Source organism: Pantoea sp. CS_6, assembly GCF_041954745.1.
Classification (GTDB): Bacteria; Pseudomonadota; Gammaproteobacteria; order Enterobacterales; family Enterobacteriaceae; genus Pantoea; species Pantoea stewartii.
Map to the genome: position 1 here is coordinate 255,243 of NZ_JAVAYG010000002.1, position 16,162 is coordinate 271,404.

At 53.4% G+C, this 16,162-nt stretch carries 18 protein-coding genes; 8 read left to right on the forward strand and 10 right to left on the reverse strand.

What is annotated here, in order from left to right:
- Window positions 1–170: 170 nt before the first annotated feature.
- From katE to RAC90_RS04200, 3 genes are all read right to left on the reverse strand, one after another.
- Entirely contained in the window at window positions 171–2,435 is a 2,265-nt protein-coding gene (gene katE / locus RAC90_RS04190) for a catalase HPII (RefSeq protein WP_039340551.1), read from the reverse strand.
- A 137-nt stretch (window positions 2,436–2,572) separates the two neighbouring features.
- Window positions 2,573–2,713: a hypothetical protein gene (locus tag RAC90_RS04195; RefSeq protein WP_375123998.1), complete on the reverse strand. Its 141-nt coding sequence runs from the start codon at window positions 2,711–2,713 to the stop codon at window positions 2,573–2,575.
- A 233-nt stretch (window positions 2,714–2,946) separates the two neighbouring features.
- Window positions 2,947–3,123: a general stress protein gene (locus tag RAC90_RS04200; RefSeq protein WP_072021692.1), complete on the reverse strand. Its 177-nt coding sequence runs from the start codon at window positions 3,121–3,123 to the stop codon at window positions 2,947–2,949.
- A gap of 326 nt (window positions 3,124–3,449) precedes the next feature.
- On the opposite strand from RAC90_RS04200, the gene RAC90_RS04205 reads away from it, so the two are divergent.
- A complete protein-coding gene (locus RAC90_RS04205; RefSeq protein ID WP_058701997.1) occupies window positions 3,450–4,418 on the forward strand; it encodes a UV damage endonuclease UvsE in 969 nt (322 codons plus the stop codon).
- 46 nt (window positions 4,419–4,464) lie between these two features.
- Here the strand turns inward: RAC90_RS04205 and RAC90_RS04210 are convergent, their stop codons facing one another.
- Window positions 4,465–5,322: a manganese catalase family protein gene (locus RAC90_RS04210; protein WP_039340546.1), complete on the reverse strand. Its 858-nt coding sequence runs from the start codon at window positions 5,320–5,322 to the stop codon at window positions 4,465–4,467.
- A gap of 238 nt (window positions 5,323–5,560) precedes the next feature.
- Entirely contained in the window at window positions 5,561–5,818 is a 258-nt protein-coding gene (locus tag RAC90_RS04215) for a biofilm development regulator YmgB/AriR family protein (protein WP_033741464.1), read from the reverse strand.
- A gap of 589 nt (window positions 5,819–6,407) precedes the next feature.
- Between RAC90_RS04215 and RAC90_RS04220 the strand changes: the two genes are divergently transcribed.
- Window positions 6,408–6,632: a hypothetical protein gene (locus RAC90_RS04220; RefSeq protein WP_133745201.1), complete on the forward strand. Its 225-nt coding sequence runs from the start codon at window positions 6,408–6,410 to the stop codon at window positions 6,630–6,632.
- Window positions 6,633–6,880: 248 nt separating this feature from the next.
- Here RAC90_RS04220 and RAC90_RS04225 read toward each other — a convergent pair whose 3' ends face one another.
- Together RAC90_RS04225 and bla are read right to left on the reverse strand one after the other, a co-directional pair.
- The gene (locus RAC90_RS04225) at window positions 6,881–7,663 is read right to left on the reverse strand and encodes a BPL-N domain-containing protein (RefSeq protein ID WP_375123999.1); all 783 of its coding nucleotides are present in this window, start codon (window positions 7,661–7,663) and stop codon (window positions 6,881–6,883) included.
- A 228-nt stretch (window positions 7,664–7,891) separates the two neighbouring features.
- Window positions 7,892–8,773, reverse strand: coding sequence for a class A beta-lactamase (gene bla, locus RAC90_RS04230; RefSeq protein ID WP_052133179.1), 882 nt, complete (start codon window positions 8,771–8,773; stop codon window positions 7,892–7,894).
- A gap of 271 nt (window positions 8,774–9,044) precedes the next feature.
- Here bla and RAC90_RS04235 point away from each other — a divergent pair, with 271 nt between their 5' ends.
- The gene (locus tag RAC90_RS04235; RefSeq protein ID WP_162285647.1) at window positions 9,045–9,911 is read left to right on the forward strand and encodes a LysR family transcriptional regulator; all 867 of its coding nucleotides are present in this window, start codon (window positions 9,045–9,047) and stop codon (window positions 9,909–9,911) included.
- Between the two features lie 213 nt (window positions 9,912–10,124).
- On the opposite strand, the gene RAC90_RS04240 is transcribed toward RAC90_RS04235, so the two are convergent.
- Window positions 10,125–10,343 (reverse strand): LuxR C-terminal-related transcriptional regulator, encoded by a 219-nt coding sequence (locus tag RAC90_RS04240; RefSeq protein ID WP_283786890.1) that lies wholly within the window; start codon window positions 10,341–10,343, stop codon window positions 10,125–10,127.
- Window positions 10,344–11,069: 726 nt separating this feature from the next.
- Between RAC90_RS04240 and umuD the strand changes: the two genes are divergently transcribed.
- From umuD to RAC90_RS04265, 5 genes are all read left to right on the forward strand, one after another.
- Window positions 11,070–11,489: a translesion error-prone DNA polymerase V autoproteolytic subunit gene (umuD, locus tag RAC90_RS04245; RefSeq protein ID WP_033741198.1), complete on the forward strand. Its 420-nt coding sequence runs from the start codon at window positions 11,070–11,072 to the stop codon at window positions 11,487–11,489.
- A 2-nt stretch (window positions 11,490–11,491) separates the two neighbouring features.
- Complete coding sequence (umuC, locus tag RAC90_RS04250) at window positions 11,492–12,757, forward strand: translesion error-prone DNA polymerase V subunit UmuC (RefSeq protein ID WP_033741199.1); 1,266 nt, start codon at window positions 11,492–11,494, stop codon at window positions 12,755–12,757.
- A gap of 127 nt (window positions 12,758–12,884) precedes the next feature.
- Window positions 12,885–13,730: a glyoxalase III HchA gene (gene hchA / locus RAC90_RS04255; protein WP_375124000.1), complete on the forward strand. Its 846-nt coding sequence runs from the start codon at window positions 12,885–12,887 to the stop codon at window positions 13,728–13,730.
- Window positions 13,731–13,870: 140 nt separating this feature from the next.
- Window positions 13,871–14,512: a TetR/AcrR family transcriptional regulator gene (locus RAC90_RS04260; RefSeq protein WP_375096253.1), complete on the forward strand. Its 642-nt coding sequence runs from the start codon at window positions 13,871–13,873 to the stop codon at window positions 14,510–14,512.
- A 143-nt stretch (window positions 14,513–14,655) separates the two neighbouring features.
- A complete protein-coding gene (locus RAC90_RS04265; RefSeq protein ID WP_054633877.1) occupies window positions 14,656–14,859 on the forward strand; it encodes a hypothetical protein in 204 nt (67 codons plus the stop codon).
- A 144-nt stretch (window positions 14,860–15,003) separates the two neighbouring features.
- On the opposite strand, the gene ycgZ is transcribed toward RAC90_RS04265, so the two are convergent.
- A complete protein-coding gene (gene ycgZ / locus RAC90_RS04270) occupies window positions 15,004–15,243 on the reverse strand; it encodes a regulatory protein YcgZ (RefSeq protein ID WP_033741208.1) in 240 nt (79 codons plus the stop codon).
- 227 nt (window positions 15,244–15,470) lie between these two features.
- Entirely contained in the window at window positions 15,471–15,740 is a 270-nt protein-coding gene (locus RAC90_RS04275; protein WP_283786883.1) for a hypothetical protein, read from the reverse strand.
- Window positions 15,741–16,162: the final 422 nt, after the last annotated feature.

Here is a 16,162-nt window from a genome sequence, read left to right on the forward strand (position 1 = left end):
CATCGGGCCCGCCCTGGTTTTCGCTGAACTTTATGGAAAATCAGATAAAACCCTGTGCCGTTATGCACAAAAAAACCGCCGTAAACAGCGGTTTCGCGGTCAAACAGGTGAATTTATGTGACGTTGTCACGATATCGTCAGCCAGACCCGAAAGCCTGGCTGACGCGCCATCAGGCCGGGATGGTTTCCGCCTTTTGGCTACGTGACCAGACGCGGTGTTCGGCCATGGCCGCCGTGAAATCATTCATCAGCGCGATTTCAGCATTGTCGGCTTCCACGATGCCGTCTTCCTGCTGATTCTCATCCAGGTCAAACTGCGCTTTAAAGCGACGCGCTTCCCCACTCAGACCAATGACTTTCAGGTGCTTGTACGCTTCCAGCAGGAAGTAGCGCGCATCACCGCTTTTCAGCAGCGCATCCATGTTGCCATCGGGAACGATCACGGCGTCGAACGTAAGGGAAGGCAGGCCGTTAAAGGTGGCATCGATGGGTAACTGTGATCCATCGTCGGCACTGACCTGGCCCATGTGCGCCGCCAGCAGTTTCGTATGCACGCCGGCCGTTTTCAGGTGTTGCAGGATATGCAGCACATCATCGGCGTTAACGCCCTCGCTGACTAACAGCGCTACCTGGCGGCCTTTGATATCCCCATCCGGGATCGCGTACAGGCTCAGGCTGTCATCTTTCTGCAGGCCGTTAACCTCTTTTGGCGCGGCGGTATTCAACTGGTCGTCGCTGAGCGCAATCCCCAGATTGGCGGCAACGCCCTGCGCCAGCGTGACGTCAATGCGCAGCAGATGATCGAGCACGCGCTCACGAATGTAAGGGCGAGCCACTTTACTCAGTTCAAACGAATACGCGCCAATAATATGTTGCTGTTCGATGGCAGTCTGGCTGTTCCAGAACAGTCGCGGCTGTGAATAGTATTCGCCGAATGAAGGGCTGCGTTCGCGCACTTTATGTCCTTCAATGCGCTCCTGATAGCTTTCAAAGCCGCCTCCTTTTGCCGCCGGTGGGGTTTCCCGTGGCCAGTTGTCATTGATCGAGTTCGGCTCGTAGTTGGCCGGATTGGTATCAATGTCCATCCGGTGCATGCCCTGACGCTGAAAATTGTGGTAAGGGCAAACCGGGCGGTTAATCGGAATTTCATGGAAGTTAGGCCCGCCAAGACGGCTGATTTGCGTATCGGTGTAGGAGAACAGACGGCCCTGAAGCAGGGGATCGTTGGTGAAATCCAGGCCGGGAACGATGTGACCGGGATGGAAGGCGACCTGCTCGGTTTCGGCGAAGAAGTTGTCCGGGTTGCGGTTCAGCACCATTTTGCCGACGCGCACCACAGGCACCAGCGCTTCAGGAATCAGTTTGGTGGCGTCCAGAATATCAAAGTCAAACTTAAACTCATCCTCTTCCGGAATCATCTGCAGGCCAAGCTCGAACTCAGGGAAATCACCCGCTTCAATCGCTTCCCACAGATCGCGACGGTGGAAGTCGGGATCGCGGCCTGTCAGCTTCTGAGATTCGTCCCACAGCAATGAGGCTTTACCGGCCAGCGGTTTCCAGTGGAAACGCACAAACGTGGCTTTACCTTCGTCGTTGATCAGGCGGAACGTATGAATGCCGAAGCCTTCCATCGTGCGGTAGCTGCGTGGGATACCGCGGTCGGACATCGCCCACATAACGTTGTGCAGGGTTTCGGGCTGCAGCGAGACATAATCCCAGAACGTGTCGTGCGCACTCTGGCCCTGAGGGATCTCATTGTGCGGTTCGGGTTTCACCGCATGCACAAAGTCCGGGAACTTATGCGCATCCTGAATAAAAAAGACGGGCGTATTGTTGCCCACTAAATCAAAAACGCCTTCCTCGGTATAGAACTTGGTGGCAAAGCCACGAATATCACGCACGGTATCCGCCGAACCGGCACCGCCCTGAACGGTAGAGAAGCGCACAAAAACCGGCGTGATCTGCTCAGGCTCGCTCAGAAAATGGGCTTTGGTCACGTCCTTCAGCGAGCAGTAAGGCTGGAAGTAACCATGGGCGGCCGAGCCGCGCGCATGGACGATGCGCTCAGGGATGCGTTCATGATCAAAATGGGTGATCTTCTCCCGCATAATAAAATCCTCAAGCAGCGTCGGACCGCGTGATCCGGCGCGCAATGAGTTCTGGTCGTCTGCAATACGGGTGCCCTGGTTGGTGGTCAGCGCGCTGCCTGTGCCGCCTTTGCGGTTCACCTCCAGCTGATCCAGCTTTGCATTACGCGTCTCAGGGGCTTTAAGGCTGCCGGGCGCCGTTGGTTGTTTCCCCGGTGGTGTGGGTTCGGCAGGAGGCTGATGTGAACCGTCTTTGGGGGCTAATGATCCCAGGCCGGGCTGTGAGGATTCGGGGCCGGTGGTTGGGGCACGGTGATTCAGGGGCGTAGTAGATTTCTCATTCGACATGACACATTGCTCCAGCTTTTTTTATACGACGTGAGGTGGCTGTAAATATAGAACACCTCACCGATTACGCCTGAAAATATTCTGTTTAACCGGTGCGCTTAAATATCGCACGGTGTGTGATGCCTGTTTTTTTATTTTCAGCAAAGCACAGGCGGAAATAATTCATTAGCGAAATTAAATAGCAAATTTTGGATATTTTTTCGTTGTTTTTCATTTGTTTGATTGTTTTCTGTAAAGACGGGGAAGGGCCGGGCAATCGTCGCACGTTTATTTTTCATGCGGTATTTTCTGAAACAGGTCGCCTCTCGTGATTAACGCACTTTGCTGGCGATACGGTATTTTACGCATAGCGTAATACCGCTGCGCTTATTAAGGTAAAGGGCGATGTGATTGAGTCAGACAAAAGACAAAGCAGAGCCGGTGATAGTGTGCAGAGCGGATAAAAGGGGAACTGACAGAGGAAAAGTGCCAGTCCATGGCGTCGTCCTTCCTTAAGGCGCCTTACTCAGAACTACTTAGACGTGCGTCGGCTGGTTTTGCCGCCTTTCCGACCGGCCTCCCTGGCTCTTTCAGGATCGTTCCTGAAATTACCTCCGCTGGCTTTGCCTCCTGCACTGCCAGCTTCACTGGCGCGATCAGGATCGTTAGCAAAATTTCCGGCTCCACCTCTGTATTTCTGTTGTGTCATAGTCAGACCTCATATCAGTGTTCCGTAAGATAAAAAGGACTAGCTAGTCACACTGTCATTTTAGTTGTTACAGGAAATTATGCCACTCTGCACGCGCAGACTTTTTGCGGCTTTCGTAAGTTATTTCCCAAAAAATCAGTAAGTAATATTCTGTTACGGGTGAGCGGCTGTGACGGGATGAGTGACGCTTATCGTTCACCCACTGTCAGAATGGGTTTAATGAAGCATTACCTGGAAAGATGGTCATTAACCTATTGATAAAATTGCCCAAAATGGCGAGTTAAAAATTAACTGTTACACTTTCTGAATACCTTTCAGGAGTGACTATGAAATTAGGCTTTGCATGCAAGTACTTAAATGCGGACGGCAAGCAGTTCTTTCCCTTTCGCGCCACCACCCGGACACGTTTTCTCCGCCTGGATAAGGCGCAGGGCAGCGCACTGCTTTATGAGATCGCGCAAACCAATTTGCAGAATCTGTATTTAACGCTGGAGGCGATAGCGACACAGCCTGATGCGTTAAGAATGATGCGCATTGGCAGCGATTTACTGCCGCTGTACACCGTGCCAGAAGCAAAACCCCTGTTTGCCCGTTTTTTGCCGGAACTGTATCCGCTTTTTGCCCGCTGCGGTGAACTGGCCAGACAGCATAACATTCGTCTGTCATTCCATCCGGGACAGTACAGCGTGCTGGCGTCAGACAATCCTGATGTAGTAACCCGCGCGCTGGAAGATGTGGAATACCATGCCCTGTGCGCCTGCCTGATGGGCTACGGCAAAACCTTTCAGGATTTTAAAATCAACATCCATATGAATGGCAAACGGGGTTTTGACGGGTTTAAACAGGCCTTTCACCGTCTCAGTCCCGAAGCCCGCCTGATGCTGACGGTAGAAAATGATGAGATATCCTGTTCGCTGGACGACGTGCTTCAGGCCCGTGCATTGTGTCCCGTCGTGTTAGACATTCATCATCACTGGGTGAAAGAGAATCAGTTTATTCAGGCCGATGATGTTCGTATTGCCCAAATTACAGAGTCCTGGCGTGGCGTACGGCCAGTATTGCACTATTCCATTTCGCAGGAGGGCCTTATCCCTGAGAAGGGGTTCCCCGATCAGCAGCAACTGGCAGTGCCAAAAACCAAACTGCGGGCGCACTCCGATTATTATTTCAACGCGACGCTCAATGACTGGGCATTGTCGTTTAGCGATTTCGACATTATGTGCGAAGTGAAAATGAAGAACCTGGCCAGAGAAACGCTTTACACGCAGGCAAAAAGTCACAGGCTGGTGGCCTGACAGGACCGGCGGGCAAAAAAAGAAGGGCCGGTGGCCCTTCAGATCATCACAATCCCTTTTTCAGTGGCGGAACGCCACCTTCGATTTGTGCCTGCTGAGCACCGGAACCGGGGCGGGCATTCCCCAGCAGCGGCTCTTCTCCTAAAATATCCGGCTGCTCTTTCGCGCTAAACTCACCGCGACCGTCGAAGGAGGGGCCTTCACTCCAGCGGCCTTTCGGCAACGGTTTATCCAGTGAGGTATTCAGGCAGTAGTAAGCATGTTCCTGCGCTTCCCCTTCCTGTGGGAAACTGTCCGGGATGGGCAGCGACGCATCCAGGCCGCCTAAATCTTCGATTACCGCCAGCCACTGCTGCTGGTGCATCGTGTCGCGGGCAATCAGGAAAGACAGGAAATCCTTCATGCCTTTATCCTCAGTCAGATTGTACAGGCGCGTCGCCAGTACCCGGCCTGTGGCTTCAGCCGTCACGTTTGCCAGCATATCGGCCGCCACATTGCCGGACGCGTAAATATGGCTCATGTCAAAAGGCATGCCGTTCGCATTCACCGGCAGGGCAGCCAGTCCTGATGACAGGATATGACGGGGATTCATTCCGCCGAGAATCGCATTCACCACGGGATCTTTTGCCGAGGCTTCCTGATAAGAAAGGGGCGCGCCCTCCAGGTTGAGGGCCACCGCATGGCCCAGCATCTCAATATGGCTCAGTTCTTCAGTTGCCGTAGAGATAAGAAGATCTTTGATTCGCGCATCGCCGCGTGCGCCCATGGCCTGGAAGAAGTACTGCATTGCCACACGTATTTCGCCTTCCACGCCACCAATGGCTTGCTGGAGTAACATGGCGAATTCAGGATCGGGTTTCTCTACTCGCACGGGGTACTGCAGCTTTGATGAGTGATGAAACATGGTTATCTCCTGGTTAGTGAGGAATCGATCAACAGCCAAAAGCCTGGTCATGAATGCCAGAGAAATAAAGCGCAGCGAGGTAGGTTTTCTTCATCGCCGCTGCGTTTAACCTGTTGATTTACCGAGAAAGGAGAGGCGAGGTAAGCTGAAAAAAAATAAAAAAAAAAGCCCCTGAATCAGGGGCGAATTTTTAGGGAAGGCAAAGCATCCATGCTAATTAGCGTTTCATCACAACTTATCAAAAACGGACATCGCCCGGCGTACGCTGAAGCACAATCTCCAGGGCCTGACGATAGATATCCTGCATGGTCACATCGGTTTCACATTCGAGTTTGTGGATCAAACCCAGCACGATATCTTTTTCAGAAACGTGAGCCTTATAGGCAGCAAGCTCTGACCAGGTTTCGGCAATCACATCTTTTTCGCTGGTGAAATGGGCACCCGCGTTCATGAAATAGTCTGAAATCTGAGACTCAGTATTCGTTGTCGTTTGCATCATGGCCTCAAAATCGTTAGAAAGAAAAATTTTGCATCTGAAGGTGGAAATCCACTCACCTTCAGATGCGGTGCAAAGCACCTTTCGTTACAAGTGACTTAACATCACGCCGTAAAGTTATACAAAAAAACCAAGTTTGTACAATTTTTTGTATAAAATTTTAAGTGGTCGGATGACTTTTCGGCGCTTATTGCAACATAAAATCTAAAAATATTAACATTTGATGTTGATTTTTAAGGGATTATTGAGGGTGCCCTCTGCGCGGCGCCTCTTTGGAAAGTTGTACAGCCTTGTACAAGATGGCTTTTCTGAGCGGCCCGGGTTGTACAGGCGACGCAGGAACGGATCACTGTTACGCGTGCTGTGTGCGGCGACGTCCTTCCTGGCGGCAACGTCGACATGGCAGGCTAATAACCCCTGAGCGCAGACGGGGAACCGCGTCTGGCAGGTGAACTCTGCAAACAGGCCGGGGCGGGCGCGTTGCCCGGAAGTGCCGTGTGAATCTGTCGGGAGCCGTGGTCATAATTTACTTTCTTATGAACGCGCAGGGCGTTAAGGTTTACGCCTCTTGAATCACAAGGACATGATAATGGTTAACGACTATTTTTCACTGCCGTCCGCGGGCATGACGCAGGAACAACACAAACGTACGGTCGCCGTTGCGGCGGCGCTGGCAGTGGCAAAAGCATCCGTCAGCGCCTCGACGTCAGCGAATGGCTCTAAAGCCGCCTGGGATTTGCAGGCCGTGGCAAACGAAATTGCCAATCTGGCGGATGCGATTCAGGATGCGCTGGAGGCCGACAGCACCGTGTAATCTTCCTGCCTGACGGGATGCGCGACGCTGATTGCCTTCACGTGCCAGCCGTCAGGCACGGCGACCTGGCGGGCGCAGGGCGGATTGAGGAATGTGAGCGTCAGCTGTCCGCCAGCCGGATCTCCCGGTTATATTCACGACAGACAGCTACGCAGCGATCCGGTTGCCGCTCACATCGCGTACAGGAAAAGCGGCACCGTCACGACAGGACCACGCCGCCCGGCCACGGACACTCACGCAGTGCGGGCTTAAGGCACGGTGTTATCAAACCCGGCCAACAGGCGAGACATTTTTGCCTGGGGCGTGGTGTCAACGCCGTCTTTACCGCCGTCTGCCTGGTCCATCCAGCTCTCGTCGGCTTCCGGATGCGGTCCGGTTAACACAACCGTGCCTTTTCCATACGTATAGTGGGCGATAGCGACGTCACCATTCCGGTAAAAGGCCAGAGGGGTAAAACCATCCCGGGCTTGATTGCCCTCAAGGTACGGACCGTCCTGATAATAGAACCGCGTTGGCTGACGCTGCCAGTCAACGCGAATCGTGTAATCGCCCTCATCAGCAATGCCCGAGCCTGGACGGCCCACTTCCGATTCCAGCGGTGAGCTAATCAGCCCCAGCCACTGACTGTCTGCCAGGTAGGCCCCCATGCAAAGGCCCAGAAACCCCTTGCCGCTGCGAACAAACTGTCGAATAGCCCGGACGCCTTCCTCTCCCAGTGCGGCATAAGCCGCGGGAATATCCTGACCGCCGCCAGGCTGAATATAGAGATCAAACTGACGCAGGTTCTGTGCCGTCAGCCTGAGCGTTTCATGCTCGCCGATGTACGTTGTGCGAACCGGCCGGGTGAGGCCGTGGAGCGATTTCACCACCATTTCCGAACAGCCGTCACATCCTGCCGCGCCGCGATAAACGGCGATGTTCAGCGGCGGCGGGACAGCCAGCACCGCGCCGGGCACCAGGCTTAAGGCAAGCAGCAGGGCGGTCAGTCTTCCGTTACGGGGGCGAAGGATTGCATGATAAGCCAGCCTCATAGGTTATTTCCTGTCGGTTAAATAACGTGGGTATGCACGGCGTAATCCCGGCCAGTCGCCTGTGCTCAGGCAGGCGTACTGGCGGTAAACCGGCGACTTGAGCAAGCGCTCAATTTAGGGAAGTGACGGATGCCTGTCAACGGGTTTATTGACCTGACAAACCTTTTCAGCGGCGTGATACAGCCCGTACAGACAGGCCATATCACGTGTTAACGCCGTTACGGTCGCTTAGTTTTCATAACCTGAGGCGATAATTTTTGCGGCGCTGGCCAGCACATCCTTACGCGAGGCCGCGTGTTTGTCGGTCTGCGTGTAGTAGGTCACCAGCACCAGCGGGGCATGATGCGGTGGCCAGATCACGGCGATGTCGTTGGTGGTGCCGTAATCACCGCTGCCGGTTTTATCCGCGACCACCCAGTCAGCAGGCAGACCCGCACGTATGCTGTAGGTGCCGGTTGTATTGCCCTTCATCCAGTCGGCTAACTGCTGGCGTTGAGCAGGTGCCAGCGCCGTGCCTAAAACCAGTTTTTGCAGGCTCTGCGCCATCGCTGTCGGTGACGTTGTATCACGTGTATCACCCGGAATAGCGGTATTAAGCGTGGGCTCGGTTCGATCGAGACGAAACGTGTTATCGCCGATGCTGCGGGCGAAGGCGGTCACGGCATGCGGCCCGCCAAGGTGCGTCAGCAGTTTATTCATCGCCGCGTTGTCGCTGTACTGCAAGGCCGCCGCACTGAGTTCTGCCACGGTCATCGTGCCGCCCACCTGTTTTTCGGTCACGGGGTTGTAATTCACCAGGTCGGCGTGACGAATCGCGATGTTTTCATTCAGCAGGCCTTGTGCGGTTTCCGCTTTCTTCAGAATGGCCGCCACCGTAAAGACTTTACTGGTGCTGCAAAGGGGAAAACGTTCGTTACCACGATAAGTAAAAACAGAACCATCACCGGTGTCGATCGCCGCCACGCCTAAGCGTCCGCCTGCGGCATGTTCCAGCTGCCGGACAGGTTGCGCTAACAATGCGTCATTGAAATGGGCCTCGGCGACAAAAGGGACCGCCAGCGCCAGTAGGGTTGCCGCTGCACAGATGCGCAGCCGGGGAGCCGTAGCCATATAAACCTCCGTTAATGTGTATCTGCATTCAGACATGCCCGGCACCTCACCGCCTCAGGAAGCGGGGCGTGCTGAGCGAAACGTGTAAAATGCGCCCCTCGTGAAACTTATGTCAGTTTCTGCCACCTGATGCCCCCGTTATGACACGAAGGTCGCGTTATTGCGGGACATATCGCCTGTCAAAAGTGTGACGAGGGAGAGAGTAAGGGATTTCAAATTATCGACAAGCGAGATAATTTGAGAGGAGCCAAAAGAATTTCTGGGGTTAACAATGAAAAATGATGTTCCGCTTAATGCACTCCGGGCCTTTTATGCTTCGGCCCGGTACCTGAATTTTACTCACGCAGGTATGGCACTTTTCGTCTCGCAGGCGGCCGTGAGCCAGCAGGTCAGGCTACTTGAAGAGCGGCTGGGCGTGACGTTATTCCGGCGCTTACCGCGTGGACTGGAGATGACGGACGAGTCCCGGCTGCTGTTTGCCGAGGTGTCCGAGGCGTTCACCCAGCTTGAAAAAGCCTGGCGCCGGTTTGAAGGGGGTGAATACCGCGAAGTGATGACCCTCGCCTGTGTCGGGACCTTTGCGCTGGGCTGGCTGCTGCCGCGTCTGGATGCCTTTCATCAGCAGCATCCTGCGCTGGAAGTGAACGTGCGCACCCATAATAACGTCGTGAATCTGGCGGGCGAAGGCATCGATTATGCTATTCGCTTTGGGACGGGGGCCTGGCCTGCAACGCACAACGAACCGCTGTTTACCGCACCGCTGACTGCGCTTTGCCGGCCGGATATCGCCCGTCGGCTGCAGCAGCCCGGCGATCTGTTACGGGAAACGCTGCTGCGTTCTTATCGCGCGGATGAGTGGGGTAACTGGTTCACTGCGGCAAATATCACGCCCCCCAGAATGACTGGTCCGGTTTTCGACTCCTCGCGGCTGATGGTCGAGGCAGCGGTTCAGACGGGCGGTGTCGCGCTGGTGCCGGTCTGCATGTTTCAGCGGGAGCTGGAGGCGGGCATCCTGGTGCGGCCTTTTGACATTGAGATTGATGTCGGTGGCTACTGGTTAACCTGGCTGCGGTCAAAGACGCTGACGCCATCGATGGAGATATTTCGCGAATGGATAAGGCAGCAGGTAAATGGCTGACCGGATCGGTCACAAGCCCATGCGCCTCACACGCCGATCAGGTTACGGTTGCCGGCGGAAAGCGCAGGGCGAGTCAGGCGCGCGGTGACGTTATCCCGGCATGATGACGGCGCAGGGTTAACCGATGATGCCTGCGCGGACATTGTGCGTATTCATCACGCGGGCGGAGGCAACGTATTATCCTGCCATGCGGGCAACACAGCGCGACGTTTTTTATTTTCTGAGATGAATCAGCCAGAGGATAAACTCACTGTTATTTCTCACGCCTACTTTCTGCATGATTTTTTGCTTAAGATAATAGATGACGTGTGCAGGTGAAGCCATCTGGTACGCGATCTGGTTAACCGTCATACCGGTCATAAAAAGCCAGCTTAAAGAAAGTTCCTGCTCGGTTAAATAGACCTTTTTTCCCTGTGTACTTTTCAATTCCATTTTTATTCTGCCTCTCAATGCTTTTTTTCAATGCCACGGTGATAGCCGTGTTCGGCGGTAATGCAGGCATGATAGGCAAACGTGTTGGATATCACAGTATAAATCATTTCACGTTATCTTATTTTTTTTAACTATATGATTATTATCATTTTTAATCCGAATGAGACACGTTCACATCACAAAAGATGAACGTTGTATCCGGCGATCCTGTCTTCATTTTTGCAAAAAAGATCGGCTGTGGTGATTTTCCCGTCATAAAAGCAGCGTGAAACAGCGCTGGCGAATCAGACCCCGTTTATCGCCTGCTATTTTGACGCCTTTTTTCGGACTTGCTTAGGGCTATTTTTATCACTATGCACGGCCAGGCGGTTGTTTATTTCCGTTATCGTCTGCGCGCCGCTTGTACGCTTAGCCGATTGATGTTGCTAACGCTGTCAGCATTATTTCCGCCCGGGTTGTGCGGCGAATAAATACGCGCCGCTAACGGGCAGCGTTCCGTGCTTTTTAAACATCTGTTCAGCGAAGAGAAGAATTTTGCATGCGCCGGCGAAAAAACAACCGGTACGGTTAATGGCTGCACAGGCCTGTCATAAGGCGGTGAAAAGGGCAGAAAAAAATATCCATCCACATCAACTGGTTTACATAAACCTCTCCGGTTTCGCTTGATCGCACTGGCGGATCGCGATTACTGTAATTATATACAGTAATTTGGCGTGAGAGGTGAATATGGAATTTATCAGGCCAGCAAAAGTGAGCACGCCTTTGCAATTACCGCTGTTTGTCGAGCGGGTGCCGTGCGGTTTTCCGTCTCCGGCGCAGGACTACGTTGAGCAGCGGATTGATTTGAACAAGCTCATCGTTCAGCATCCCAGTTCGACATACTTTGTGCGCGTCAGTGGAGAATCGATGTCCGGAGCGGGCATTAACGACGGCGATATGCTGGTGGTGGACAGCGCACTGGTGGCTTCTCATGGCGATATTGTGGTGGCCGCGATTGAGGGCGAATTTACCGTCAAGCGGCTTCAGCTTCAGCCCTGCCTGCAACTGATGCCAATGAACCGTCAGTTCAAACCCATTGTGATTAGCACAGAAGACGCGCTCGAAGTGTTTGGCGTTGTGACCTATGTGATCAAGTCGGTTTATTAATCATGTTTGCGCTGGTCGATGTGAACAATTTTTATGCCTCCTGTGAAACGGTGTTTCGACCGGATCTCAAGGGCAAGCCCATTATTGTGCTCTCAAACAACGATGGCTGTGTGATTGCGCGTAATGCCGAAGCCAAAGCCCTTGGCGTCACCATGGCCGTGCCGTTTTTTAAAATGCGAGAAATCATTGCCCGCCATAACGTGCAGGTCTTTAGCTCTAACTATGCGCTGTATGCGGATATGAGCACCCGGGTCATGACGCTACTGGAGGAAATGGCCCCGTCGGTAGAAATTTATTCGATTGATGAGGCCTTTCTGGATTTAACCGGCGTCAGCCACTGCATGTCGCTTGATACCCTGGGGCACCAGATTAAAAAACGCATCAAAAAAGAAATTCATCTTAACGTCTGTGTCGGGATTGCCCCTACCAAGACGCTGGCGAAGCTGGCGAATTTTGCGGCCAAAAAATGGGCGGGCTACACCAACGGTGTGGTCGATCTGTCCGATCCGGTGCGCCAGCAAAAACTGCTGGCGAAGGTGTCGGTCAAGGATATCTGGGGCGTTGGCCGCCGTCTCAGCCAGCGGCTTGAGGAGATGGGGATAACCTCGGCCGCAGACCTGGCGCGTCAGCGTCCCAGCCTGATTCGTAAGAATTTCAGCGTGGTGCTGGAACGCACGGTCAGAGAATTATGCGGTGAACCCTGTCAGGATTTAGAAGCCCTCGAACCCACCAAACAGCAGATCATGTGCTCACGTTCTTTCAGTAGCCGTCTTTCAGACTATGCACAGGTGCGTGAGGCAGTCTGTACCTATGCCGAACGTGCCGCCGAAAAACTGCGGAAAGAAAAACAGTACTGCCGACAAATCGGGGTGTTTCTGCGCACCAGCCCCCATGCCGTTGGTGAAAACTTTTACGGCAATCAGGCCACTGGTCAGTTACTGACGCCGTCGCACGATACGCGCGACATTATCCGGGTGGCGACCGACATGCTGGACTACATCTGGATCGCGGGCCACCGCTATATCAAAGCGGGCGTTGTCCTGAGCGACTTCTTTGACCACGGCGTGACTCAGTTGGATTTGTTTGATGAGCGACCGGTCAACCCGGGCCGTAACGATCTGATGCAGGTTATCGATCAGATCCACAAAGCGGGCAAGGGGAAAATGTGGTTCGCCGGACAGGGGACAGAGAAGCGCTGGGCGATGAAGCGCGAAATGCTGTCGCCGGCTTATACCACGCGCATCAGCGATCTGCCGGTGGTGAAGTAAGGCGTGGGCAGGGATGACAGCAACAGAATGCTCTTATAAGGGGGCCGTTTGGGCTGCCGCTCGGTTTAAATCTGGCGTTGTGGTCTAGGCTAAAACAGGTATCCATCCCCTTAAGGAGAGCTTTGTCATGTCAGAACTCAGTAAATCGCCGGTGGCAGATCGGGCCGAACATAACGCCTTTTTTCCTTCTGCCTACTCACTTGACCAGTTCACCCGCCCCACATCTGATCTCGGTGATGCCGACTATCCCCAGCCGTATTCAGGGAATAAAAAGGTCCTGGTGATCTGCACCGACGAGCGCTATCTGCCGCTTGATAACGACACCCTGTTTTCCACCGGTAACCATCCGATTGAGACGCTGCTTCCGATGTATCACCTGTATCAGGCCGGTTTCCAGTTTGATGTGGCGACGTTGTCCGGGCAGATGGTGAAGTTTGAACACTGGGCGATGCCCCAGCAGGATGAGGTGGTCATTGGCTTTTACAATCACTGCCTGTCGCTGTTTCGTTCCCCGCTGACGCTGAACGCTGTCGTTCAGTCACTGACGCCCCGGTCAGAGTACGCAGGCGTCTTTATTCCGGGCGGTCACGGCGCGCTGATAGGGCTGCCCGAAAGTGAAGCCGTCGCTGAGGTGATCCGCTGGACGCTGGCCAACGATCGTCACCTGATTTCGCTGTGCCATGGCCCGGCTGCCTTTCTTGCTCTGGACAAAGGCGACAATCCGCTTAATGGCTATAAAATTTGCGCCTTCCCCGATGCGACCGACAAACAAACACCGGATATCGGCTACATGCCGGGACAGTTAACCTGGTTCTTTGGGGAGAAACTTCAGGCCATGGGACTGACGCTGGTTAACAGCGATATTAAAGGGACCGTGCATACAGATCGCCGGGTACTGACGGGCGACAGTCCCTTTGCGGCGAACGCGCTCGGTAAACTGGCGGCAGACGAGCTGCTTAAAGCCAACGCCTGATCGGCCTGCTTTTTATCCCACCACGGCATCGCCTGCACCGCACTTTGTGCAGACGATGCGCCGGGGTGGGATTCGGGTGTACTTGCACCCGGTGCCTGAGATACAATCGTTCTGCCTATCGTTTCCGGGTAATGTCGGAAATGCAGCCTCTCAAACTGGTCGTCATGAGCAGCCAACAATCCACAGCGAATAAACAAAAAGAACGCGGCAGGCCCAGAGAATTTGATATCGAACAGGCTCTGGACCAGGCGATGATCGTGTTCCGGCAAAAAGGATATCATGCCGCCTCGCTTAACGATTTGAGTGAGGCAATGCAGCTTTCTGTCGGTAGTATCTACAAAGCGTTTCAGGACAAGCGATCGTTGTTCCTGCTGGTTTTTCAGCGTTACATCACGCTCCGCAACGAGGATCTGCGCGGACGCCTGGCCCGCTTTTCGACCGGCCGCGCAAAGTTAAGTGAACTACTCCAGTTTTATCTGGATTCTTCCCGGTCAACGGAAGGGCGGACCGGCTGTCTGGTCGTAGGCAGTGCTATTGAATTACAGGTGCTGGATGCGGAGCTGTCACAACAGGTTACACAGGTTATCTTCCGCAATAAGGCCTTTCTGATGTCACTCTTGCAGGAAGGGCAGCATGATGGCTCCATCAGGCGCGACCTGGATGTGGAGACGGCTGCAGGACTGATTTTGCGTATTGCCTTTGGTATGCGTGTTACCGGCAAGGTGGCGGATGTACACGATGAACAGGCTACGATTGCGCTGGCCCTGAAAATCCTGGATTAATCTTTGCTCATTTAGGAAGTAAATATTCCCTTATGTCATCCATGCAGGGCGGCCGGTCACCCACGGGCTGCCAGACACAGGCACAGTGTGCCTTCTCTAAAACACTTTGCTGTTACAGAAAAAGTAAAATTTGAGGATTATGCGTGAAACATGACAGGGCAAACATCGGTGAAGAGATTCACGCGCTTTTAGGGCGCGTTGTGTCAGACATCCTGCAGCCGGGTAAAACGCTCACACTGCAGGAAATTATTGGTGCGTTGCACCAGCAAAGTCTACAGACAAGCTGTAAAACGACCCGACAGACCTGCGAAGAGGCTATCCGTATCCTCGCGCATAAACTCCATTAATGACGACGGTCTGAAGCAAGGAAGCCTGTACGGCCGTCACGTCACAGTAACGACAGCAGCAACAATAATGCCAGCAGCAGCAGCGAAAAGGCCGCAACGGCTTCGCAACGATGCCCCGTCCCGTCAGGGCAGTCACTGGCCGTCTTAACGACCAAACAGCAACCCAATCAGTTCACGGCAAAGGCGCTCTTCTTCCTGACTGGCTGACAGCTCAAGACGGCGCAGCAGTTTAGTGCAGATAGACTTACGGTTCACGTTCTGGCCGGCGCGTAAAATATCTACCACGATTTGCCCCAGCATTTCCTGCTGTGAAGGGAGACCCGCCGCAGAAAAATAGCGGGAGATATCGTCGGCGCTCTGCGGTAAGCGATGATTGCGTTGCATAGAGGTTCTCGGGTGGTTCAAAAGTAGTCAGTTGAAAGTAGCGTAAAGTTATACAATAAAATAAAACTTGTACAGCTATTTTCGCAGAAAAAGCGTGCGGCGCGATTCAGACGGGGACAAGGAGAAGGGCGCAAAGCGGACACAAAGAGAATACAGACAGTTAGCACGCAGTAAACGCGGACGCATCCGGCGTCCGCGAAGCGCGGTATCGCACTAACCTGTCAGCGTTAATGCTCGGTCACATTGGCGGGAACCTGGCCCGTTACTACCATCCAGTTGAGTTCGGCCCGCTCGCGCGTGGCCACGTTAATAAAGCTTTTCAGCCATATACGCGCATCGGCGATCAGAAGCACGCGCTCATCGTCGCTTTCATGGTCCGCCATCGTGCTGAGCTGGCGAATCAGTGAAACCACCGTGATCTCCTCATTCTGTAGTGCCAGGTTCACCGCAGCTTCACCAATAATCTTATGACCGGTAGCCTCATCGTGAAAATTCATATGCACCTCCTGAGAGTGAGTGAGAATGTCGTCGACCCAGTGATTAGTTTAGTAAAAGAAATGAATAGCGATAATGTGATTTCATTCGGTGATACCTATCAAAGAAAATATTAAAAACAGTGAACTTTCATACCGCAGGCTAACACCTTAATAAGCGAGCGAAAATTTATAAAGACCCGTTTTATCCGCCAGAATTGAAGTGATTAAACCACTAGATAGTGGCGAACTGGCCTGAAATTACGATAGGTCCCTGACACGGTGACCTGGCCGTCAGCGGCATTCCGGAACGCAACCTGACGCTGTAAATAAAATGTCCATAAGAAAGAGATGCTAATGTGTTTGTGTTGTCGCAAAGCAAAGTGAGAGGGAATGAAAAAGGCCATAACAGGCGAGCGCCTGTGTCAGAAAGACAAAAGGATATA